Raw genomic sequence first — 22,846 nt, 5'->3', positions numbered from 1 at the left:
GTGTGAAGTAAAGCGATAACTGTTTGTTGCATATCACGAAAATAAAAAATACGGTTAAAAATCGTGCATTTTTGGAGCAACGACGTCATGCTTCACTTCTTTCTACGCACAAATTTTTGATATTACTCAATCGCCGAGAGATCTGTCATTGCCCAACGTGGTTTTACGCTAACGGCAAGATCCGTCTGCTCACCATTTTTTAGGCGTAAAAAACCCGCATAGGCGATCATCGCGCCGTTATCAGTACAAAATTGTGGACGTGGGTAAAAGACGTCCCCGCCGATCTGTTTCATTAGTTCGGCAAGATCCTCTCGTAACTGTTTATTAGCGCTTACTCCCCCCGCAATCACTAAGCGTTTATACCCCGTTTGTTGCAAAGCTCGGCGGCATTTGATCAACAACGTGTCAATCACAGCTTGTTGAAAAGCGTGGGCGATGTCGCAGCGAGTTTGTTCATCTAATTCACCACTTTCGTTTAGATTAGCGTTGATTGTATTTGCCGCAAACGTTTTTAGCCCCGAAAAACTAAAATCTAACCCTGGGCGATCGGTCATTGGACGAGGAAAATGAAAGCGTTCCGGTGTACCTTTTTCAGCCAATTTCGCCAAGGCTGCACCACCCGGGTAGTCTAACCCGAGCAATTTGGCGGTTTTATCAAAGGCTTCGCCTGCGGCATCATCAATAGATTCACCTAATAATTCGTATTCCCCCACATTATCGACCTTCACCAATTGGGTATGCCCGCCTGACACTAACAATGCGACGAATGGAAATTCAGGCGGAGTCTCTTCCAACATAGGGGCGAGCAAATGCCCTTCCATATGATGTACCCCCAACGCTGGCACTTGCCACGCATACGCCAGTGATCGAGCAATGGTTGAGCCAACTAGCAAAGCGCCAACTAGCCCTGGCCCCGCAGTGTATGCCACACCGTCGATATCACTCGCGGTCAAATTTGCTTCTTTTAATGCGGCATCAATCAATGGCAACATTTTGCGAATATGATCGCGAGAGGCTAATTCAGGTACTACGCCACCGTAATCCGCATGCATCTCAATTTGGCTATAAAGTTGGTTGGCAATCAGCCCTTGTTGTTCATCATAAATCGCGACTCCTGTTTCATCACAGGACGTTTCAATTCCAAGAATTCTCATTAATGTCAATCTCTTATAAAAATTAGGGACGCCATTGGCGTCCGCTAAATTGCAAAACTTTTCGATGATCTAACCGCTTGTTAGAACTGCTCTGAATATTCTGGCTTAGTGAATGTTGGATATTCTTTGCCTTTATTCGCTTCAATCATTGCCGCTACTTTTTGTGCAGAATCGTTAATTCCCATGGCTTCAAATGACTTTTGTAATAGTGGTAACGCTTCTGCGGTCGCTTTCGCTTCTGGATGAGCTCGCATCATTTCTTCCACTCGGTTCGCAACCGCCACATAAGCATCACGCTTCATATAGAATTTTGCGATAGTCAGCTCATGCTCTGCAAGACGGTTTTTCATATAGCCAATCCAATTTTGTGCATCTTGCGCATATTGGCTATGTGGGTAACGTTGCACCACGGTTTGGAAGTTGCCGTAAGCATTACGCACATTCTCAACCGCACGACCAGCATCACTTACACTAAACACATTTTGAATCCAGTTATCCGCTAAACGGGCATTGCTCAACCCCGCAAGATAAAATACATAGTCCATTGAACCACTATTTGGATAGGCACGAGCAAAGCGTTCCGCCGCATCTAATGCCTTATAGTATTCACCCAATTTGTACTGTGCATAAATAACACTTAGCTGAATTTGTTCACCATAAGCCCCTTGCTGACCACGCACATCAACGGCTTCTAAATAACGCACTGCATTATTGTAATCGCCATCTTGCAAATAGGTTTGCCCTTTATTGTAAAGTTCTTGAGCTGGAATACCTTCAAATTCATTTTTATCGGAACCAGAACAACCAGCAAGTACGATGCTAGCAAATAAAATCGATACCAAAGATGTGAGTTTACGCATAATGTTTTACCTATAAAAAGTGTCTGCGATGAAAAGTTAATGTACAATGCGATTCGACTCGCCATTGTTCGCAAAGTTCAGACGAATAACGGCATATTTTATCGGACATCGGTTAATAAAGAAAACAAAATATTTGGAATTTATCAATGACCCAACAAATTACCTTACAAACGGAAGTCACTTCCGATTTACTCGGAGCAAGGCTCGATCAAGCCTTGGCACAACTTTTCCCCGATTACTCTCGCTCTCGCATTAAAGTATGGATTGAAAATAACCAAGTAACCGTAAATGGCACTATCGTAAACAAAGCCCGTGAAAAAGTATTCGGTGGTGAACAGATTGAAATTCAAGCAGAAATGGAAGATGAAGTGCGATTTGAGCCTGAAAATATCCCGCTTAACATCGTGTATGAAGATGATGATATTTTGGTGATCAACAAACCCAAAGATTTGGTCGTTCACCCAGGGGCAGGTAATCCAAATGGCACCGTGCTTAATGCATTGCTCTATCACTATCCACAAATTGCCGAAGTACCACGGGCAGGTATCGTACATCGTTTGGATAAAGACACGACGGGACTAATGGTGGTTGCTAAAACGATTCCCGCACAAACCCATTTAGTCACCGCATTGCAAAAACGGGAAATTACGCGTGAATACGAAGCAGTCGCCAGTGGCATTATGACCCAAGGCGGTAAAGTTGATGAACCCATGGCTCGCCACCCAACCAAACGCACTGCGATGGCGGTTCACCCAATGGGCAAACCTGCGGTAACGCACTATCGTATTATGGAACGTTTCCGCAACTACACCCGCTTACGTTTGCGTTTGGAAACAGGGAGAACCCACCAAATTCGTGTGCATATGGCTCACATCGCTCACCCATTACTGGGTGATCAACTTTACGGCGGTCGCCCACGTCCACCGAAAGGGGCAAGTGAGGCATTCTTAAGTGTATTACGTCACTTTAAACGCCAAGCCCTGCATGCGGCAATGTTACGTTTACATCACCCAATCACCCATGAGTTAATGGAATGGCATGCCCCATTGCCAGATGATTTTGTTGAGTTGATTGATGCTTTAAAAGCCGACTATCTGCTTTACAAAGACGAATTAGATTACTAGAAAATCAATACAAGCGGTCAGATTCCCCCAAAATGTTGCAAATATTCGTGATTTGCAAAATATCGGACGGATCTGACCGCTTGTGTACTTTACTCCCTTGCCAATGCAGTAATCGGGTTAAGCCGTGCAGCATTGCGGGCAGGCATATAGCCAAAAATAATGCCGATGAGTGTGGAGCAAATCACGGCTGCGATAATCGAAAACGTCGAAAAAATCATCACGAAATTGCTGGCGAAGGTGTTGAAAACCAAACCGAAAATCAGCGAAAGCAAAATGCCCGTTACTCCGCCAATCAAACAGATTAAAATCGCTTCAATGAGAAACTGCTGTAAAATATTTGCCTGCCTTGCCCCGATTGCCATTCGCACACCGATCTCTTTAGTCCGTTCTGTGACTGAAACTAACATAATATTCATCACGCCAATACCGCCAACGACTAATGAAATCAAGGCGATAGATGAAATCAGCAACCGCATGGTATTAGTTGTGCTTTCCACCGTCTGTTTGATGGTGTCCGTGTTCATCACAAAGAAATCTTTTTTGCCATGGCGAGCAAGCAAAAACTGGGTCAGATCTTTCTCTGCCACCTGCGTGTTGATCTCACCACGAATTTTGACGGTAATCGAATCAATTTTATTATTGCCCGAAATTTTATACATCGCCGTAGTATAAGGGATCCAAATCTGCAGGCTATTGCTGTTCATCCCCATTCCGCTGGTGGTAGCAACACCAATAATTTTTAGTGGCTTTTTGTTAATCATAATGATCTGCCCAAGCGGTGCTATTTCGCTAAAAATTTGCTTGGCGGTATTGCCATCAATCACCGCTACCTGTTCGCTGTGTTTCACATCATTGGGGGTAAAAAACGAACCTTGCTGTAAGTTGATACCTTTCACATCAAAAAACTGCTCGCCCACACCTTTAACTTGAGCGGTGTAATCTTGATTGCCGAAGGTTAGCACGCCGCTAACCGCACTATTTGGTGTGGCACTCTCGATATAACTCTGTTTCGCCAATGCATTGGAATCGGCAACGGTGAGATTTTGCATTTTCTCCGCACGCCGATCGCCAAAGCCTGTGCCATTGTAAATGTCCATGGTGTTTGTGCCTAAGGCATTGATATTCGAAAGAATTTGCTGCTGTGAGCCGTTACCTAATGCAACCACAGAAATCACCGAAGTAATACCAATAATGATACCAAGCATCGTCAAAAGCGAGCGGAGTTTATGTGCCACAATCGCTTTCACCGACATTTTAAACGATTCCATCAGTTGATCTTGATAGAAGCTAAACCACTTTTTCGAGGGCAGATTTGCAATATTTTTAGCGGAACTGACCGCTTGCTTTTGTTCTTCTTTTTGTTGATCAGCAATAATCTCGCCGTCTTTGATCTCAATAATTCGATTCGCAAATGCCGCCACTTGCTTATCGTGAGTGACCAAAATAATGGTATGCCCTTCTTGATGCAACTGCTGCAGAATCGCCATTACCGTTTCGCCACTTTTCGAATCTAATGCTCCCGTTGGTTCATCCGCTAAGATGATTTCACCGCCATTCATCAACGCTCGAGCAATACTTACTCGTTGCTGTTGACCGCCAGACAGTTGGTTCGGTTTGTTATGTAAGCGGTCGCCTAAGCCCAATTTTTGCAGCAATTGCGTTGCTCGCTGTAAACGGCGTTGTTGATCAAGTCCTGCATAAATAGCAGGTAGGGCGACGTTTTCCACCGCAGAGAGCGTTGAAAGTAAGTTATAACGTTGAAAAATAAAGCCAAATTTCTGCTGACGAAGATCAGAGAGCGCGTTACTCTCTAACGTACTGACTTCTTGCCCAGCAATTTGGTATGAGCCTGAACTGGCGGTATCCAGGCAACCGATGATGTTCATTAAGGTCGATTTTCCTGAACCAGACGCCCCAATAATCGCAATAAAATCGCCTTGTTTAATATCAAGGTTGATATTTTTGAGAACATGCGTGCGGTTTTCACCGTCACCAAAAAATTTATTCAAGTCACGAATTTGCAAAATATTCATAGCAACTGACCGCTTGTTAGAACATACGTGGGCGGCGGCTCGAGCTACCAATCTGCTCGCCTTGGTTGATTTGAGAGGAAATCACTTTCTCGCCTTCTGATAACCCCGATAAAATTTGGGTGCGGTGGTCGTCATTTAAGCCGATTTTCACTTCCCGTTTTTCCACTTTGCCATCGACGAGCACCTCCACAAAGGTGTTTCGACCTTCCCGTTTTAGTGTCATCGTTGGCACCAGCAAGGCATTCTCAATTTTCGCTACTTGAATCTGAGCTTGTGCCGTCATTCCAATTCGCAATTTATTGTCGGGGTTATCCACCACGCTGTTGGCGTAAAAATAGACCGCTTTAGTATTGGCGACAGATTCTGTGTATTCATTGTCGGTCAAGGTAGTGAGAGCAGGATCGATCGAACTAATCGTACTGTGATAAGGTTTGTCGGGATCGGAAAGGGTGGTAAAACGTACCTTCATCCCAGTGGTGACTTTAGTAATATCACCTTCGGAAATTTCCAACTTAATCAACATCTTAGATAAATCAGCCACTTGCACAATGGTTGGCGTAGTTTGATTGGCATTGACCGTTTGCCCTTCCGAAACAGGGATCGAAATGACGGTAGCATCAATGGGGGAATGGATTTTGGTATAGCCCAAATTGGTTTGAGCGGTATTCACTTCAATTTCCGCTTGTTTAATGGCCGCAGCCACTTCTTTGATCGCCGCTTCAGCACTAGCAAGGGTATTTTTTGCCGAATCCAGCTCCGCAAGGCTCGTCGACTTTTGGCGATAGAGTGTTTGATTACGCTCAAAATTTACCTTGGCGATCTCATAAGTCACGGTTTTGGCTTTGAACTGGGCTTGATAAGATGCCAATTTTGCCTGAGCGGTTTCTAACGCATTACGTTGGGTTTGTGAATCGATCTCAGCGATCAAATCTCCTGCCTTCAGCTGCTGCCCGAGTTTAACGTGAATTTTTTCTATTTTCCCTGATGCTTGAGCGCCGACTTCCACCCGTTGCAACGCCCGCACCGATCCCGTGGCAATCACGGATTTTTCCAAATTGCCCTTTTGAATTGTTTCGGTGAGATAGGTGATCGCCTTACCTTGCTGCTGCGTGAAAAAATAAGCCCCGCCCGCAGCAAGAACCATCAGCAATAAAATTAATCCTTTTTTCATTTTGCTTTCCTTGATAAACCAATTTGTTGAATACGATAAACCTCAGAACTTAAGAAAAAATTAAGCCTATAAAGAAAATGGTTATGATCACAAACTCCAACATTCCCACCTGTTTAATCGACCACTTTTGTTTTGGCACAAAAAATGCACGTATAAAACCCACTAAATAAGTTATGGCGATAGCAAACTGACTACATAGGGCGTAAATGGTTCCAAGAACGAGATGAGATGCCAAACTGAGTTTTAAATAGCGCGGATTTTTGCGTTCTCGAGCCACACTTTTAATGTAAAACGTGGTAGCGATAAAAAAGAGCGTTGGATGTAGCAAAATTACAAAATTATATTCATCAGTGGCTAAATAAAAACTTGCCATTCCCACTACACCAAAGGTGAGAATGCCTGCGATGTCATTGAGCAAATGACGTTCATCATGCTGCTTGGCATAATGAATTTGTACCAAGACAAGCGGTAAGATCGGCAGCAAAAATTGCAAAATGGAAAACTTAAACAGCAGCAATGGAATGGCAAAAATTGCCGCTATCACCGCATAAATTACTGCCCATTTTTGATATTTGGCTGTCTGTTTTTTGCTGAAAATCGACAAAAATGGATAGGAAAAGAAATACAAAAACAGCCACGCAAGCCCCAGCCACAAATGAGGAAAAATCCATTCACTTGCCACAATGCCATAAAAATACGGCACAAACGCCATCACTAACGCACCATGTTGATTTGATAGAATTGGTTTTTCGTTAAACATATTTTCTCCCAACATCTTTTCACTGCACTATTAAAACAAAAAACCGAGCAAATCGCTCGGTTTATTTTGTTAAGATTTATGTGGGTTGCGAGTATTGCTATCAACTAAATTTCGCATCAATAAAGCGTAATCCAATTCAATATCCGCTGGAACGTCTAAGAACACAAAATGCCCGTCACCAAGCCCTGCTTCAACCGCTTCATTTTTACGGTTGAGCATTCGTTCGATTTTGAACACAATATTGCCTTTCGGCGTCATCATTTCCACTTCATCGCCCAATAGGAATTTGTTTTTCACTGCAACTTCTGCCATCCCCTGCTCGTTACGTTTGCCCGTAAATTCTCCCACGAACTGCTGGCGTTCAGAAATCGAATAACCATAGTCGTAGTTTTGGTATTCATCGTGCGTGTGGCGGCGGAGAAAACCTTCGGTATAACCACGGTGAGCAAGGCTTTCGAGCGTGTCCATTAAGCTTTCATCAAACGGCTTGCCTGCCACCGCATCATCAATCGCTTTGCGGTAGACTTGAGCCGTTCTGGCACAGTAGTAGAACGATTTAGTACGCCCTTCAATTTTGAGTGAATGCACACCAATTTGGGCTAATTTTTCAACGTGTTGCACTGCTCGCAGATCTTTCGAGTTCATAATATAGGTGCCGTGTTCGTCTTCATAAGCGGTCATTTGCTCATCTGGTTTTTGCGTTTCAGCAAGGAGGAACACTTTGCTGGTCGTGTCGCCTTCGCCTAAAGTTGGGGCAACATTTTTGATCTGAATTTGTTGGCTTGGATCGACTTTCGCTGACACGATATTACCGACATCATCAACTTTACCTTCTTCTACTTGGTATTCCCAACGACAAGCGTTGGTGCAAGTACCTTGGTTTGGATCACGTTTGTTGATATAGCCTGAGAGCAAACAACGCCCCGAATACGCCATACATAACGCTCCGTGGACGAAAATTTCAATTTCCATATCTGGCACTTGTTGGCGAATTTCCGCGATCTCATCAATCGACAACTCACGTGACAAAATCACACGGGTCAAGCCCATTTGTCGCCAGAATTTTACCGTCGCCCAGTTCACTGCATTCGCTTGCACCGACAAGTGAATATCCATCTGTGGAAAATGTTCACGTACTAACATAATCAAACCAGGGTCCGACATAATGAGAGCATCTGGACCCATTGCCACCACAGGTTCTAAGTCTTTGATAAAGGTTTTGAGTTTGGAGTTATGGGGGGCAATATTTACCACCACATAGAATTTTTTACCGAGAGCGTGAGCTTCATCAATTCCGATTTTTAGGTTAGCATGATTAAATTCATTGTTGCGAACCCGCAAACTATAACGTGGCTGCCCTGCGTAAACGGCATCGGCACCGTAGGCGAAGGCATAACGCATATTTTTCAATGAACCTGCTGGTGAAAGCAGTTCTGGTTTGTTTTGTAACATTGGATTTCTCTTTTCTGATAACAAGTCAGTATTTCCACATAGGGAAACGTCAATAAAGTAAAAGGCGTGCATTTTGGCGAAAATTTACTTTTCTCGCAAGTAATAAATCCGCTAGAATGCAAAGGATTTAGGCTCTGTGACCGTTTACATCTGTTTGTTTCTCTTTTATTTAATGTGAGCATTTTATGAAAAGGTTTAATCACTGTGAGTGATTCAGTGTTTTCTAATTCAATTAAAAAGGCGTTATTCTTTTGGAATAACGCCTTTTATTCATATATTCCTACATCCACACACGTTTACCCAAGGAGTTCAAATGAAATTTAAACACTTATTTTTAGGCTTAGGTATCGCAATGGCAGCATCTACCTTTGCGAGTGACGATTTAATTCGTTTAGGATCGGTTTCCACGAAGTGGAATGCCTTAGGCAAAAATGATCGTATTGAGGTTGTTGGCTTTCAAGATAAAGATTTGAACGTGACTTGCTATCTTTCTTATGCGGAAAAAGGTGGTCTGAAAGAGTTTGTCGGTTTGGAAGAAGATACGTCTGATGGCTCCATTCATTGTGTTCAAACGGGTAATATCAGCGAAGAAGAGCTACAAAAAGCAGCTAAGAAAGGACAAAAAGAAGAAGTGTTCAAACGCAAAACGTCACTTTTGTTTAAATCTATGCAAGTCGTTCGTTTCATTGATTTCGACAACGGCTCAATCGTCTATTTAGTGTATTCTGACCGAGTGATTGAAGGTTCACCGAAGAACTCTATTTCCGTAGTGAAAATCCATAATAGCACCGAGTAATGGCAAAAAATTCTTGCGATCTTACCGCTTGCAAACTACAAAAAAGGGGCTTACGCCCCTTTCTTTCACTTATTTAATTACACATCATAAGTCGTCGATGCGGTATTTCCACCACGTCCTGTCCAGTTGGTATGGAAGAACTCGCCACGAGGTTTGTCGGTACGCTCATAGGTGTGAGCACCAAAGTAATCACGTTGTGCTTGTAGTAAGTTGGCTGGTACTCGCTCTGAAGTGTAGCCATCTAAGAAGGTAATTGCAGATGCCATACAAGGCATTGGGATACCCACTTCGATAGATTTCGCTACCACTTTACGCCAGTCGCTCAACGCATTTTCTAAAATATTTTTGAAGTATGGATCTGAACCTAAGAAAATCAGATCTGGATTTGCTTCATAAGCATCGCGAATGTTGCCTAAGAAACGGCTACGGATAATACAGCCTTCACGCCATAAAAGTGCGGTCGCGCCGTAGTTGATGTTCCAGCCAAAGTTTTCAGACGCTTCACGAATAAGCATAAAGCCTTGGGCATAAGAGATAATTTTTGACGCTAATAACGCTTTACGCACTGCTTCAATCCATACTTGTTTGTCGCCTTCCACTTTGCCGATGGTTTTATTAAACAATTTAGCGGTTGCCACACGTTGATCTTTGAAAGAAGAAACACAACGAGCGAATACGGATTCAGTGATTAAGGTTAATGGAATACCGAAATCTAACGCATTGATCCCCGTCCATTTACCTGTACCTTTTTGTCCTGCAGTATCAAGGATTTTTTCCACTAACGGTTCGCCGTCTGCATCTTTGTAACCAAGAATATCCGTTGTAATATCAATTAGATAGCTATCAAGCTCGGTTTTTTTCCATTCTTGGAAAATCGCCTGCATTTCATCATAGCTTAATCCCAAGCCATCTTTTAAGAACTGGTAGGCTTCACAAATCAACTGCATATCGCCATATTCGATACCGTTATGCACCATTTTTACGAAATGGCCTGAGCCTTCTTTACCCACCCAGTCACAGCAAGGCTCGCCTTTATCTGTTTTGGCTGAAATCGCTTGTAAAATTGGCTTCACATATTGCCAAGCTTCTTCGTTACCACCAGGCATAATTGAAGGTCCATGACGAGCACCTTCTTCACCGCCCGATACGCCCGAACCAATAAAGCGAATGCCTTTTTCCGCCAAGGCTTTTACTCGACGATTAGTATCTGGATAGTTTGAGTTACCACCATCAATAATGATGTCACCTTCTTCCAAGTGCGGTAGTAATGCGTCAATAAATTGATCCACCACCTCACCCGCACGCACCATTAACATCACTTTGCGTGGTTTTTCAAGCTTGCTTGCTAAATCTTCCAACGAATAAGCACCGATAATATTCGTGCCTTTCGCTGCCCCTGCTAAGAACTCATCAACTTTAGAAGTAGTGCGGTTATACGCCACTACTTTAAAGCCGTTGTCGTTCATATTCAGAATTAAATTCTGCCCCATTACCGCCAATCCGATAACGCCGATATCGCCTTTTACTGACATTTTTTGCTCCTGTTTTAATTTTTATCTGAAAATAATTTGCTTTAAGTTAATATTGTATTTTTTTATGGCTTTTTTATAAAGCCAAATACTAGGAATCATATCAACAATCATTCCTCCTCCAAAAATATATGCAATGTTATCTAAATTCATCTCTATATAATTCTGTTTGTATAATGCATAAACAATACTGTAATACCCTATATTTACAATAATGGATTGTAATAAAATATATTTAGTTAAACCTAACCCAATCAAGGTTGCGTCTAATATACTATTGTTAAACATAAATATAATGTAAAATGTTGTTTGAATGATCATTAGATGTATAACAAGATGATTGTTTATTTTTAGAACTTTGAATAAGAAAGGCTCCCATATAGGAATTGATATTAACCATAAACTAGAAAATATAATTATGGCTAATAAGTAATATCGAGTGTTGTGAATTATGTTCTTATAATCTTTTGCAATATCTCTTTTTACTACTTCGGCTAACGCCATAGATGGAGCTAATAGGATTCCCCAAATTATGCTATTTGTTATCCAAAATGTACCTTGTTCACCTATTTTATTCATCATACTAAGTATCATTATGAAAAATACAGCATTTCTAATTAATGATTCTAATCCAGAGAACGCCCCAAGCTTAAACCAAGAAGTAAGCCATTGGATATCTAGTAATTTATTATATTTATCAATGTTTCTTAATAATTCTGATTTGAATATTATATAAATAGATAATATAAGATTAATAATAATATTAGATATAGCAATACCATTAACGCCAAGATTCATAGAGTAGATATTATTAGATATAAGCAAGGTATCGGTTAAAATAAGTAAAAAAGATTTAATAATGCTAAACCACAGCATTTCCTTAATTTTACCTAAGGTAGCAAGATAGATAATGAGATATTCAGATGAAATAGAGAAAAGTATTGCTATAGATTCAAGTTTGATATAAATGTTTGTTTCTTCTTTTAATTGATTATTAAGACTCACTTGATCTAATAAATCATTAGTAAAAATAAAAATCAATGTTGATATCATTATATGTATAATGAATACAATAAATAGTCCACTAAGTGTATTATTTTCTAGTTTTTTATTATCTTGTTTATAAGATAAGAACAACATATAGAATAAAGGAATAAGTAGTCCTTCTTTAATAACTTCATAAATAATGCTTAGCCATTGGATTTGACTAGCAATATTAAATCCCCAATCATTTGGCATTTCACCAATAAAATGTAATCTAACTATATTTTGAATTGCAGGAATGAGAGCAATTAATAAAAAAGCAAACCAAAGTCTTATATTCAATGTTTTCATATGTCATATCCTACTTATAAATTAATTTAGTAAAAATAGAATAGCTATCTCTTAATAATTAACCATATAAAATGGTGTTCATCTTTGAGTAGTATCTTAAAGTGCAGTACGCTTTGTAAAATTTTCAAAAAATCTTACCGCTTGCTTTGTAGGGCGTATGTAATACGCCCCTACGGATCATAGCAATTCCGCAGCATCTCTATCCAAATACCACTCAGTCACACCATTCTTAGCTTTAATTTTAACTGCGGGATAAGGTAATTCATCAGCCGAAGTTGTTTGAATTTCTTTTAGAATTTTGGCTTTTGAGCCACCTGTGACGAGATAAGTGATACGTTTGGCTTTTTCGATGAGTTGAGCTGTTTTAGAAATACGGATTTGTCTTGTTTCAGGGTGTTTGGCAATCACTGCCACATTCGGATCGTTGAAATCGGTTTGATTTGGGAAAAGGGAAGCTGTGTGCCCGTCTGTGCCCATGCCTAAAATAATCCAATCAAATTCAAGGTTCGGTACACAAGCGGTCAGTTCTTGAGAAAATCTTGCAAGTTCTTGTTCTACAGGTTGTTCTCCACGAATACGGTGAATATTTTCTGCTGGAATTTGAATATGATCGAACAGTAATTTTTGCACTTCGCCATAGTTACTTTCAGGATCATTCGGCTCAACCATACGATCATCCCCCCACCAAAAATGTAAATTTTCCCACCGCACTTCTGTGTTGAAAGGTACTTGGGCAAGGGTTTTAAACAGTAATTTAGGGGTTGAACCGCCCGAAAGAGAAATATGTACAGGGCGATTTTGTTGGCTATATTGCACAAATTCGTGGGCGATTTGCTCAACGGCATCTTGAGCGGTGTCGAAAATTTTTCTGTTCATTGGTAATCATCCTTTAATCTTAAATTTGCTCGATCTTCCCCCCTCTTTGAAAAAGAGAGGCTGAGGGAGATTTTAATTTCGATATAAAATTCCCCCTCTTCACTAAATAGAGAAATATATTTATTAAACCTTCTTCTTCATCAACCCACTTGGTTTACGCCATACTTTGCCATGTTTAGCAATGAGTTTATCGGCTTCGCTTGGGCCCCAAGTGCCTGATTCATACTCATAAACTCTGCCATTTTGAGCCTTGTAGTCTAGGATTGGTTGCACAAATTTCCAACAAGCGTGAACAGCGTCAGTACGAGCGAATAAGGTGGCATCGCCTTTCATGGCATCTAACAGCAAGCGTTCGTAAGCGGTTAAGAGACTTGGAGAAGCAAGATCTGCATAGCGGAAATCCATTGACACTTCTTTCGATTCAAAACCTGCCCCTGGTTTTTTCAAACCGAAACGCATTGAGATGCCTTCATCTGGCTGAATGCGGATAATCAATTTGTTATCGGGCGCATTTTGGCTAAAGACTGGGTGTGGTGTCGTTTTGAAGTGAATGACCACTTCCGTTACGCGCGTTGGTAAACGCTTACCCGTACGCACATAGAACGGCACGCCCGCCCAACGCCAGTTATCAATTTCACAACGCAATGCCATAAAGGTTTCGGTGTTAGATTCTGCGGGCACACCTTTTTCTTGCAGATAGCCTTGAACTTCTTCACCATCTACCACACCAGCGGCATATTGCCCTAGCACAAGGTTATTTTTGATGTCTTCTTCGCTTAATGGATGTAAGCAATACAACACTTTCGCCACTTCATCACGCATTGAATCGGCATTGATAATCGCAGGTGGCTCCATTGCGACCATCGCAAGCACTTGTAACAAGTGATTTTGGAACATATCACGCATTGCACCAGAGCCATCGTAGTAACCGCCACGATCTTCCACGCCAATGGATTCTGCCCCCGTAATTTCCACATAATCAATAAAATTACGGTTCCAAAGGGGTTCAAATAAGCCATTCGAGAAACGTAAAACGAGCAAGTTTTGAACGGTTTCTTTGCCTAGATAGTGGTCGATACGGTAGATTTGATGCTCTTCAAAATATCTATGAATTTTTACATCAAGCTCTTTCGCCGTTTTCATATCATAGCCAAACGGTTTTTCCACGATGATACGTTTCCAGCCAAACTCTTCCGTATTCAAACCGTGAGCTGCGAGGCATTCTGGGATAATGGGATAAAGGCTTGGTGGGGTTGAAAGATAATAAAGCGTATTGCCACCAGTGTGATATTTATCGTGCAGTTCGTCTAAACGTGGCACTAACTTGCCGTAATCTAACGCATCAGAGGTGTTTACCGCTTGGTAATAAAGGTGTTCGCAAAATTTATCTAAATTCTCACCGCTTGCTTTTTCGTGTTTGATTAAGGCTTCACGCATTTTTTGGCGGAAACTGTCGTCATCCATTTCCGTACGGGCCACGCCAAGCACAGAGAAATCCTCCGATAAACGTCCGATTTTATAAAGATTGTATAATGCGGGGATCAATTTACGGTGAGTTAAATCGCCTGATGCCCCAAAAATGACGATACAGTTGTTGTCTGCTTTCATTCTAAAAAATTATCCTACTACTAAATTGTTAAAAAGTTGTGTATTTTGCATTATTTTTATTGGATTGGCTAATAAATATATTTAATCCTAATGAAGCCCGAAGAGTCTCCCTATTTCTACTATTTTATGAAAATTGAAAAATAGCTCGCCAGTCGATTTGTTTGTTACCGACCATCACAAAATGCGGATTCACCAAGGTTTCTCGCTGATTGTAAGTCAGCGGTTGGAATTGGCGGTCGAAAATTTGCCCGCCAACCTCACGCAATAGCACCTCTGCCGCAGCGGTATCCCATTCACCTGTATCGCCAAATCGGACATAACAATCCGCCTTACCCTCTGCCACAAGCCCTGCTTTTAAACTGCTTGAGCCGTATTTGATAAAGTCGATGTCATACCTATGACTCACAACTTGGCGAATACGTTGGCTACTTGAAGTACCAATAGTGATTTGCAAGCGGTCACTTTCCGCTAATTTTTTGCAAATTGGTGAAAGCGGAATTACCTCACCATTTTCAACCACAAATGCCCCTTCTCCATCCATGGCATAGTAGGTTTTCGCTAAAATTGGGGCATGGATCACTCCCAAAATTGGACGATGTTCGCTAACGAGAGCAATCATCACAGAAAATTGGTCTGTGCGATCAATAAATTGCTGCGTGCCATCAAGGGGATCGATAATCCAATATTGCTGCCATTTTGCACGTTCTGCGAGTGGAATTTTACAGCATTCTTCTGACAGCACTGGAATATCAGGGGCGAGTTGTTGCAATTGTTCAATGAGAAATTGGCTAACAAATAAATCCGCTTCTGTAACAGGGGTTTTATCGGCTTTAATCTGAATTTCAACGGATTTGGCATAAAAGTGTTTGAGATGCTCGCCCGCTTGCTGGGCGATATTCAACACATTTTTGAGAAGTTGAGGGGTTAGTTGTTGCATAGGAACTCCGTTTGATAAAATTCTGCCCCTACTTGCGGGGAAAGTGGTAAGCAAAGCGAAACCGAAGGGGAAATTGCAAAAAGTTTCTCAACACTCACCGCTTGTTCCCCTTCTCCTTGCTACGCAAGGTACTTTCCCCGCTAAAACGGGGGCAGAATGCATCACTTATTTAAGATAATATCGCAAGCAATAAATCACGCAACCGTTTTCTTCGGCAAGAATCGCCCAAGAACGACCATGGCATACGCCATACTTGGCAAAGCAAACATCAATGCGTAAAAGATAACCGCAAGTGTATGTTCCCAAATGGAAAGTGGCTCTGTTAACGGCTCAATTGCAGTTAAAAGAGAAAATAAAACAAGTGAACTCACAAAACTTATCGAGCCAGACCAAAATGCCAATTGCACGAGATTACGTTGATGAAATTGGTAGCGAACACACACGATTGCAAATAAAAAGGCAGGTAACGTGGTGAAAAGAAAAATATAGCCCATTCCCAACCAATTAAACCCGCCAAAGAAAGGCAAAAATAGCGAGAAAATAAGCTGAGTTAAGATGGGAAAAATCCATAGAGTCTGTTTATTTTCCATTCAAATATTCCTTCAGTAAAAACAAGGCAGAAAGATTGCGAGCTTCGGCGAAAGTTGGATCCGCCAATAACTCATCCATTTTATCTAACGGATAATAGACGATTTCCAACGGTTCTGGCTCATCGCCCTCCAAATGAGATGGATACAAATCTTGTGCGACAAAAACGTGCATCAAGCCGTACATATGGCTCGGGCCACTATACAACGAACGTAGCGGCTCAATACGGCGAGCTGCAAAGCCAATTTCTTCTTGCAATTCTCGATTGGCACTTTCAATCGGCTGCTCACCTGCATCCACGATTCCTTTTGGAAAAGTCAGCTCATAACGCTCAGGCCCAACCGCATATTCTTTGACAAAAATGAGCTGATTATTATGAATAGGAAGCACCATTACAGACGAACGGCGTTGCGGCGTAAGGCGTTCGTACGTCCGTAGCTCGCCGTTAGAAAAGCGTAAATCAACGCCCTGCACTTCAAAAACGTGTGTTCTCGCAAGAGTGGTAATGGATAGTATTTCTGGAAGTTGTTTCGACATTTGCAAAATTTCTCTCTAAAGTGACCGCTTGTATTATAGCGATTTAGCCTAAAAAAGTCGCCACGCTCCACCATAAAACCGCATAACGAGCAGCTTTGCCAAGCGTAATAAACAAGGCACTTTGCCAAATATTCAGTCTTAACCAACCGGCTACGCCACAAAGCACATCACCAACAACGGGCAACCAACTAAGCAGTAGTGTCCACACACCATATTTCCGACTAAATGCAATCGCCCATTGCGATGTTTTAGAGGGCGTCTTAAATGTGGGTTCAGGCAAAAAGCGAGCCATGGCGTATGTCGTTAAACTGCCTAAGCTATTGCCTATTGAAGCCGATAGAAAAAGTGCAAAGGGTTGGCTTAGACTGTCATTTAATGATTGTTTCGCAATCAGTGTGCTAAAAATGACTTCAGAGTTCCCTGGTAGAATCGTGCTACTGACAAAAGCACTGATAAACATCAACAGCAACTGATTTTGTTCCGAAAAGAAAAGTCCACTTAGAGAAGTAAAATAGTCAATCATTGCGTTTTTCTGTTGAGTTTGTAACCATTATGTAAAAAATCTGTATTGTTTTAGGGTGATTAAAAATGAACCATTTGTTAAATCTTGATGTGGATCAAATAAGCATTCTACTTTATTTATTTTATTAGTAAAATTTATTTAAGTCACCGCGCAACAGGGCTATAATTCTCAACAATTTTGATAAGTTTTCAAACATTTTTAGATAAGGATAGCAATGTTTTCCCCTGCTGAAATGGCGAAAATCGCCGAAGACAGTGCCGTATATAAAGCCACCAAAAATCAATTTTACTCCTTCATTTCTGCGATTACTGCAGGTGCTTATATTTCAATTGCTTTCGTTTTTTACGCAACCACGCAAGTCGGAGCAGGTGAATTACCTTGGGGTGTGGCGAAGTTGATCGGCGGGGTCGTTTTCTCATTAGGGATCATTATGTGCGTGGTATTTGGAGCGGAGCTTTTTACCTCTAGCACAATGACCGCTATCGCTAAAGCCAGCAAACGAATTACCCTACAACAAATGCTTAAAAACTGGGGAGTGGTCTATGTCGGCAACTTTTTCGGGGCGATTTTTATTGTGTTGCTCGTTTGGTTTAGCGGTGAAATTATGGCAGCTAACGGGCAATGGGGTTTAACCATTCTGAAAACCGCACAGCATAAAATTCATCACACTTGGCTCGAAGCCTTTTCCCTTGGGATTTTTTGTAACTTAATGGTGTGCATTGCAGTCTGGATGGCATACGCAGGCAAAAGCCTAACCGACAAAGCCTTTATTATGATTTTACCGATTGCGATGTTCGTCGCATCAGGCTTTGAACACTGCGTGGCGAATATGTTTATGATCCCAATGGGGGTAATGATCAACAATTTTGCAAGCCCTGAGTTTTGGACAGCGATTGGCATTGATGCAGCAAAGTACACTGATCTGACCATGGCAAATTTTGTGGTGAAAAATTTAATTCCTGCCACACTGGGTAATATCGTTGGTGGTGCGTTTTTCATCGGCTTAGTACAATGGTTTTTGCATTTACGGAAGCATTAAAAAATATCAACAAGCGGTCACTTTTTGCAAGAAATTAGCAAAATCTCACCGCTTGTTACTCATAATTTACTAACTTAAAGAGGACTTAAAATGACTCAATTAACAGAAGCACAATTAAAGGCTTGGGAAGGTTTTGCTCCAGGCGAATGGCAAACTGAAGTCAATGTGCGTGATTTTATCCAAAAAAACTACACCCCGTATGAAGGCGATGAATCTTTCTTAGCGGATGCCACCGAAGCAACTAAAGTGCTTTGGGCAGATGTGATGGAAAAAATCAAAGTGGAAAACAAAACCCACGAACCGTATGATATCGACTGCGATACACCATCAACCATCACCTCACACGCACCTGGCTACATCAATAAAGATTTAGAAAAAATCGTTGGCTTACAAACTGATGCCCCATTAAAACGTGCCATCATGCCATTTGGTGGAATCAATATGGTAAAAGGCTCATGCAAAGTATATCGCCGTGAATTGAAGCCAGAAGTTGAAAAAATCTTTACAGAATATCGTAAAACCCACAACCAAGGTGTATTTGATGTTTACACCCCTGATATTCTGCGTTGTCGTAAGTCTGGCGTCATTACTGGTCTTCCAGATGCTTACGGCCGTGGTCGTATCATCGGTGACTATCGCCGTATGGCACTTTACGGTGCAGATTTCTTAATGAAAGACAAAGTAAAACAGTTCAACTCTCTTCAAGAAAAATTAGAACGTGGCGAAGATATTCAAGCGACTATTCAACTACGTGAAGAAATTGCAGAACAACACCGTGCCTTAGGCAAAATGAAAGAAATGGCAGCGAGTTACGGCTTTGACATTTCAAACCCAGCGACCAACGCACAAGAAGCGGTGCAATGGACTTATTTCGCTTATCTTGCTGCGGTGAAATCACAAAACGGTGCAGCGATGTCGTTCGGCCGTGTTTCAACCTTCTTAGACGTGTTCATCGAGCGTGACTTAAAACTCGGCAAAATCACTGAGCAAGAAGCTCAAGAGTTAATGGATCACCTTGTAATGAAATTGCGTATGGTGCGTTTCTTGCGTACCCCTGAGTATGATCAATTATTCTCAGGTGACCCAATGTGGGCGACAGAAACCTTCGCAGGCATGGGTTTAGACGGACGTACTCTTGTGACTAAAAACAGCTTCCGTTTACTCCACACCCTTTACACAATGGGTCCATCACCAGAGCCAAACTTAACAATCCTTTGGTCTGAAAGTCTACCAGACGGCTTCAAACGCTATGCGGCGAAAGTGTCAATCGAAACGTCATCGGTGCAATACGAAAACGACGATTTAATGCGTCCAGATTTCCAAAACGATGACTATGCCATTGCGTGCTGCGTATCACCAATGATCGTCGGTAAAATGATGCAGTTCTTCGGTGCTCGTGCAAACTTAGCCAAAACCTTGTTATACGCAATCAATGGCGGTGTAGACGAGAAATCAGGTGACCAAGTTGGACCGAAAACGGACAAAATCACTAGCGAATACTTGGATTACGATGATGTCATGGCTCGCTTAGACAGCTTTATGGATTGGTTAGCAAAACAGTACGTCACTGCGTTAAACATCATTCACTTTATGCACGATAAATACGCTTACGAATCTGCGTTAATGGCACTTCACGATCGTGATGTAATCAGAACCATGGCGTGTGGTATCGCGGGTCTTTCTGTAGCTGCGGACTCACTTTCTGCAATCAAATATGCGAAAGTAAAACCAATTCGTGGCGACATTGAAATCAAAAATAAAGCGGGCGAAGTGGTTGGCGTAGCGAAAGATATTGCTGTTGACTTCGAAATTGAAGGTGAATATCCACAATTCGGTAACAATGATGACAGAGTGGATGATATTGCAGTTGATCTTGTTGAACGCTTTATGAAGAAAATTCAAAAACTTGGCACATACCGCAATGCAACCCCTACCCAATCGGTATTAACCATCACTTCAAACGTGGTTTACGGTAAGAAAACTGGTAACACCCCAGACGGTCGTCGTTCAGGTGCCCCATTTGGACCAGGTGCAAACCCAATGCACGGTCGTGACCAAAAAGGTGCGGTAGCATCATTAACCTCCGTTGCGAAATTACCATTTGCGTTCGCAAAAGATGGTATTTCTTACACCTTCTCAATCGTACCGAATGCATTAGGTAAAGATTTAGAAGCACAAAAACGCAACCTTGCAGGTTTAATGGACGGTTACTTCCACCACGAAGCTGAAATCGAAGGCGGTCAGCACTTAAACGTGAACGTAATGAACCGTGAAATGTTGTTAGATGCGATGGAAAATCCTGAAAAATACCCACAATTAACGATTCGTGTTTCAGGCTACGCTGTGCGTTTCAACTCTTTAACCAAAGAGCAACAACAAGACGTGATTACTCGTACTTTCACTCAGTCGATCTAATCGCTGAATGATTTGCAAAAAATCATAAAAAACATACCGCTTGTCGCAAGGCAAGCGGTATAATTTTGCCTGAATTTTACCAATTTAAGGATTTTTATGTACGACAATTTCTCAGCAGAACTCGCTTGGGCAACGCTTAATATGCCACGCACTAAAGCAGCAGTCGAAGCATTGCCTGATCTTTCTCACGTTCGTTTAGCTTGCAATATGCACCTTGATTTAAAAATGGCACCGCTTGTTAAGGGCTTGTTAGACAAAGGGGCGAAGGTGTTTTTGACCACTTGCAACCCAACTACGGTACAAGATGATGTGGTGGCGTATTTGATGAATTGTGGAGCGGAGGCGAAAGCCTGGCGGAACATGAGCCAAACGGAATGGTTCGAGAGTTTCCAAGCAGCGATTGAGTGGAACCCAACTCATCTATGCGAAATGGGCTCAGATCTGACTTCGCTTATTCACTATCAAAACTTACAAACTAATGTCAAAGCGGGGCTTGAGGCAACGGGCTCGGGCATCAATCGCTTAAACGGCTTAACACCGAATTACCCAATTTTCAACTGGGACGATTTACCCGTAAAAGAAGGCTTGCACAATCGCCATATGGTCGGTTTAACGGCTTGGCACACCTTTTTTGACACGACCCATTTGACTTTGCACGAAAAGACGGTGGTGGTAATCGGCTATGGTTTAGTCGGTCAAGGCGTAGCACATTCGGCGAAAGCCTATGGTGGCAAAGTGATTGTAGCTGAAATTGACAAAGCCCGTGCGTTGCAAGCGGAATACGACGGCTGGCAGGTAATGCCGCTAGCGCAAGCAATCAAAATTGCGGATGTCATTGCAACCGCGACAGGAGCGAAAAATGTTGTATCTGCATCGTTATTGCAACAAGCTAAATCAGGCGTGTTTATTTTGAATGTCGGACACGTCGCCGAAGAAATTGATGTACTATTCTTAAAACAGCATACCATGCACGAACCGATGCCGTATATCAATGCTTACCAACTGGGCGAGAAAACCATTTATCTGCTTGCCGACGGCTCAATGTTCAACCTGACCGCAGGATACGGCGATAGCCTTAACGCTTTTGATGTTACCCTTGCAGTCATGGCAAGTGGCATCGGACATATTGTCAGCGAAGGCGAAAAAGCAGAGAACGGCGTTTATCTATTACCGCAAGCTGTGTGGGAAAAGGTGTTATAAAATAGAAACGGATTAAATCATACCTTGTTGTTTGTAGGAGCAGATCTCTGTGTCCACCTAGAAACAAGCGGTAAGATTTAGCAAAAATATTGCAAATTCATACAAGCGGACACGCAGCTCCGCCTGACCAATCTAAAAAAATTAGGAAATAACTATGTCAATTGCACGTTATCACTCTTACGAATCTTGCGGCACGGTCGATGGACCAGGAATTCGCTTTATTCTGTTTTTACAAGGCTGCTTGATGCGATGTAAATATTGCCACAATCGAGATACTTGGGATTTAGATGGAGGTAAGGAAATCAGCGTTGAAGACTTAATGAAAGAAGTGGTGACTTACAAACACTTTATGCGAGCAACAGGTGGCGGTGTCACCGCATCGGGCGGCGAGGCGGTCTTGCAAATGGAATTTGTGCGGGACTGGTTCCGTGCTTGCAAAGCGGAGGGGATCAACACTTGCTTAGATACCAACGGTTTTGTACGAAATTATGGCCCCCTTGTGGATGAAATGTTGGATGTAACCGATTTGGTATTACTCGATTTAAAACAGCTCAATGACGACATTCACCAAAATCTCATTGGTGTGCCGAATAAACGTACCTTAGAATTTGCTCTTTACTTGCAAAAACGTAACCAACCGACTTGGATTCGCTATGTGGTCGTGCCTGGTTGGACGGATGATGATGATTCTATTCATCGCTTGGGCAAATTTATTGAAGGTATGACCAATATCGAAAAAGTGGAACTCCTGCCTTATCACCGCTTGGGTGCACACAAATGGGAAACGTTGGGACATAAATATGAGTTGGAGGATGTGCAGCCACCAACAAAAGAGTCGTTAGAACATATCAAAACGATTTTGGAAAGCTACGGGCATACCGTAAAATATTAGCAACATCCCCAATAAAA

At 42.0% G+C, this 22,846-nt stretch carries 20 protein-coding genes; 6 read left to right on the top strand and 14 right to left on the bottom strand.

Annotated features, from left to right (window positions below; all coding sequences use genetic code 11):
• Positions 1–122: 122 nt before the first annotated feature.
• Entirely contained in the window at positions 123–1,154 is a 1,032-nt protein-coding gene (gene tsaD, locus A4G17_RS05305) for a tRNA (adenosine(37)-N6)-threonylcarbamoyltransferase complex transferase subunit TsaD (RefSeq protein ID WP_123957114.1), read from the bottom strand.
• A gap of 80 nt (positions 1,155–1,234) precedes the next feature.
• A complete protein-coding gene (locus A4G17_RS05300; RefSeq protein WP_123957115.1) occupies positions 1,235–2,014 on the bottom strand; it encodes an outer membrane protein assembly factor BamD in 780 nt (259 codons plus the stop codon).
• 146 nt (positions 2,015–2,160) lie between these two features.
• Here A4G17_RS05300 and rluD point away from each other — a divergent pair, with 146 nt between their 5' ends.
• Positions 2,161–3,138, top strand: coding sequence for a 23S rRNA pseudouridine(1911/1915/1917) synthase RluD (gene rluD / locus A4G17_RS05295; RefSeq protein ID WP_123957116.1), 978 nt, complete (start codon positions 2,161–2,163; stop codon positions 3,136–3,138).
• 89 nt (positions 3,139–3,227) lie between these two features.
• On the opposite strand, the gene A4G17_RS05290 is transcribed toward rluD, so the two are convergent.
• The 4 genes from A4G17_RS05290 to trhP all read right to left on the bottom strand — a co-directional run bounded on the left by A4G17_RS05290 (position 3,228) and on the right by trhP (position 8,554).
• Positions 3,228–5,171: a MacB family efflux pump subunit gene (locus A4G17_RS05290; protein WP_123957117.1), complete on the bottom strand. Its 1,944-nt coding sequence runs from the start codon at positions 5,169–5,171 to the stop codon at positions 3,228–3,230.
• Between the two features lie 16 nt (positions 5,172–5,187).
• The gene (locus A4G17_RS05285; protein WP_123957118.1) at positions 5,188–6,342 is read right to left on the bottom strand and encodes an efflux RND transporter periplasmic adaptor subunit; all 1,155 of its coding nucleotides are present in this window, start codon (positions 6,340–6,342) and stop codon (positions 5,188–5,190) included.
• A gap of 49 nt (positions 6,343–6,391) precedes the next feature.
• Positions 6,392–7,102, bottom strand: coding sequence for a YwiC-like family protein (locus A4G17_RS05280; protein WP_123957119.1), 711 nt, complete (start codon positions 7,100–7,102; stop codon positions 6,392–6,394).
• 69 nt (positions 7,103–7,171) lie between these two features.
• Positions 7,172–8,554 (bottom strand): prephenate-dependent tRNA uridine(34) hydroxylase TrhP, encoded by a 1,383-nt coding sequence (gene trhP, locus A4G17_RS05275; RefSeq protein WP_123957120.1) that lies wholly within the window; start codon positions 8,552–8,554, stop codon positions 7,172–7,174.
• Between the two features lie 313 nt (positions 8,555–8,867).
• On the opposite strand from trhP, the gene A4G17_RS05270 reads away from it, so the two are divergent.
• Entirely contained in the window at positions 8,868–9,350 is a 483-nt protein-coding gene (locus A4G17_RS05270) for a CreA family protein (RefSeq protein ID WP_123957121.1), read from the top strand.
• A 77-nt stretch (positions 9,351–9,427) separates the two neighbouring features.
• On the opposite strand, the gene gnd is transcribed toward A4G17_RS05270, so the two are convergent.
• The 8 genes from gnd to A4G17_RS05230 all read right to left on the bottom strand — a co-directional run bounded on the left by gnd (position 9,428) and on the right by A4G17_RS05230 (position 17,283).
• Positions 9,428–10,882, bottom strand: coding sequence for a decarboxylating NADP(+)-dependent phosphogluconate dehydrogenase (gene gnd, locus A4G17_RS05265; RefSeq protein WP_123957122.1), 1,455 nt, complete (start codon positions 10,880–10,882; stop codon positions 9,428–9,430).
• Positions 10,883–10,903: 21 nt separating this feature from the next.
• Positions 10,904–12,214 carry an MATE family Na+-driven efflux transporter gene (locus tag A4G17_RS05260; protein WP_123957123.1) on the bottom strand — a complete coding sequence of 437 codons (1,311 nt, stop codon included), beginning with the start codon at positions 12,212–12,214 and terminating at the stop codon, positions 10,904–10,906.
• Between the two features lie 177 nt (positions 12,215–12,391).
• Positions 12,392–13,090, bottom strand: a complete 699-nt coding sequence (gene pgl / locus A4G17_RS05255; protein ID WP_123957124.1) for a 6-phosphogluconolactonase — start codon at positions 13,088–13,090, stop codon at positions 12,392–12,394.
• A gap of 123 nt (positions 13,091–13,213) precedes the next feature.
• On the bottom strand, positions 13,214–14,698 hold the full coding sequence (gene zwf, locus A4G17_RS05250; protein ID WP_123957125.1) for a glucose-6-phosphate dehydrogenase: 1,485 nt from the start codon (positions 14,696–14,698) through the stop codon (positions 13,214–13,216).
• A 124-nt stretch (positions 14,699–14,822) separates the two neighbouring features.
• The gene (gene cysQ, locus A4G17_RS05245; protein WP_123957126.1) at positions 14,823–15,635 is read right to left on the bottom strand and encodes a 3'(2'),5'-bisphosphate nucleotidase CysQ; all 813 of its coding nucleotides are present in this window, start codon (positions 15,633–15,635) and stop codon (positions 14,823–14,825) included.
• 194 nt (positions 15,636–15,829) lie between these two features.
• Positions 15,830–16,225, bottom strand: coding sequence for a hypothetical protein (locus A4G17_RS05240; protein ID WP_123957127.1), 396 nt, complete (start codon positions 16,223–16,225; stop codon positions 15,830–15,832).
• Positions 16,215–16,760, bottom strand: a complete 546-nt coding sequence (gene nudE / locus A4G17_RS05235) for an ADP compounds hydrolase NudE (protein ID WP_123957128.1) — start codon at positions 16,758–16,760, stop codon at positions 16,215–16,217. The genes A4G17_RS05240 and nudE overlap by 11 nt, the downstream gene beginning before the upstream one ends.
• A 43-nt stretch (positions 16,761–16,803) precedes the next feature.
• The gene (locus tag A4G17_RS05230; RefSeq protein ID WP_123957129.1) at positions 16,804–17,283 is read right to left on the bottom strand and encodes a YqaA family protein; all 480 of its coding nucleotides are present in this window, start codon (positions 17,281–17,283) and stop codon (positions 16,804–16,806) included.
• A 214-nt stretch (positions 17,284–17,497) separates the two neighbouring features.
• Here A4G17_RS05230 and focA point away from each other — a divergent pair, with 214 nt between their 5' ends.
• The 4 genes from focA to pflA all read left to right on the top strand — a co-directional run bounded on the left by focA (position 17,498) and on the right by pflA (position 22,829).
• A complete protein-coding gene (focA, locus tag A4G17_RS05225; RefSeq protein ID WP_123957130.1) occupies positions 17,498–18,322 on the top strand; it encodes a formate transporter FocA in 825 nt (274 codons plus the stop codon).
• 90 nt (positions 18,323–18,412) lie between these two features.
• Complete coding sequence (pflB, locus tag A4G17_RS05220) at positions 18,413–20,737, top strand: formate C-acetyltransferase (RefSeq protein WP_123957131.1); 2,325 nt, start codon at positions 18,413–18,415, stop codon at positions 20,735–20,737.
• A 96-nt stretch (positions 20,738–20,833) separates the two neighbouring features.
• Positions 20,834–21,937 carry an adenosylhomocysteinase gene (locus A4G17_RS05215; protein WP_123957132.1) on the top strand — a complete coding sequence of 368 codons (1,104 nt, stop codon included), beginning with the start codon at positions 20,834–20,836 and terminating at the stop codon, positions 21,935–21,937.
• A gap of 154 nt (positions 21,938–22,091) precedes the next feature.
• The gene (gene pflA, locus A4G17_RS05210; protein ID WP_123957133.1) at positions 22,092–22,829 is read left to right on the top strand and encodes a pyruvate formate lyase 1-activating protein; all 738 of its coding nucleotides are present in this window, start codon (positions 22,092–22,094) and stop codon (positions 22,827–22,829) included.
• Positions 22,830–22,846: the final 17 nt, after the last annotated feature.

The sequence above is a fragment of the Frederiksenia canicola genome (genome assembly GCF_011455495.1).
Classification (GTDB): Bacteria; Pseudomonadota; Gammaproteobacteria; order Enterobacterales; family Pasteurellaceae; genus Frederiksenia; species Frederiksenia canicola.
Note: the sequence above shows the minus strand (reverse complement) of the source record. Positions and strands in the feature narration are given on the sequence as shown.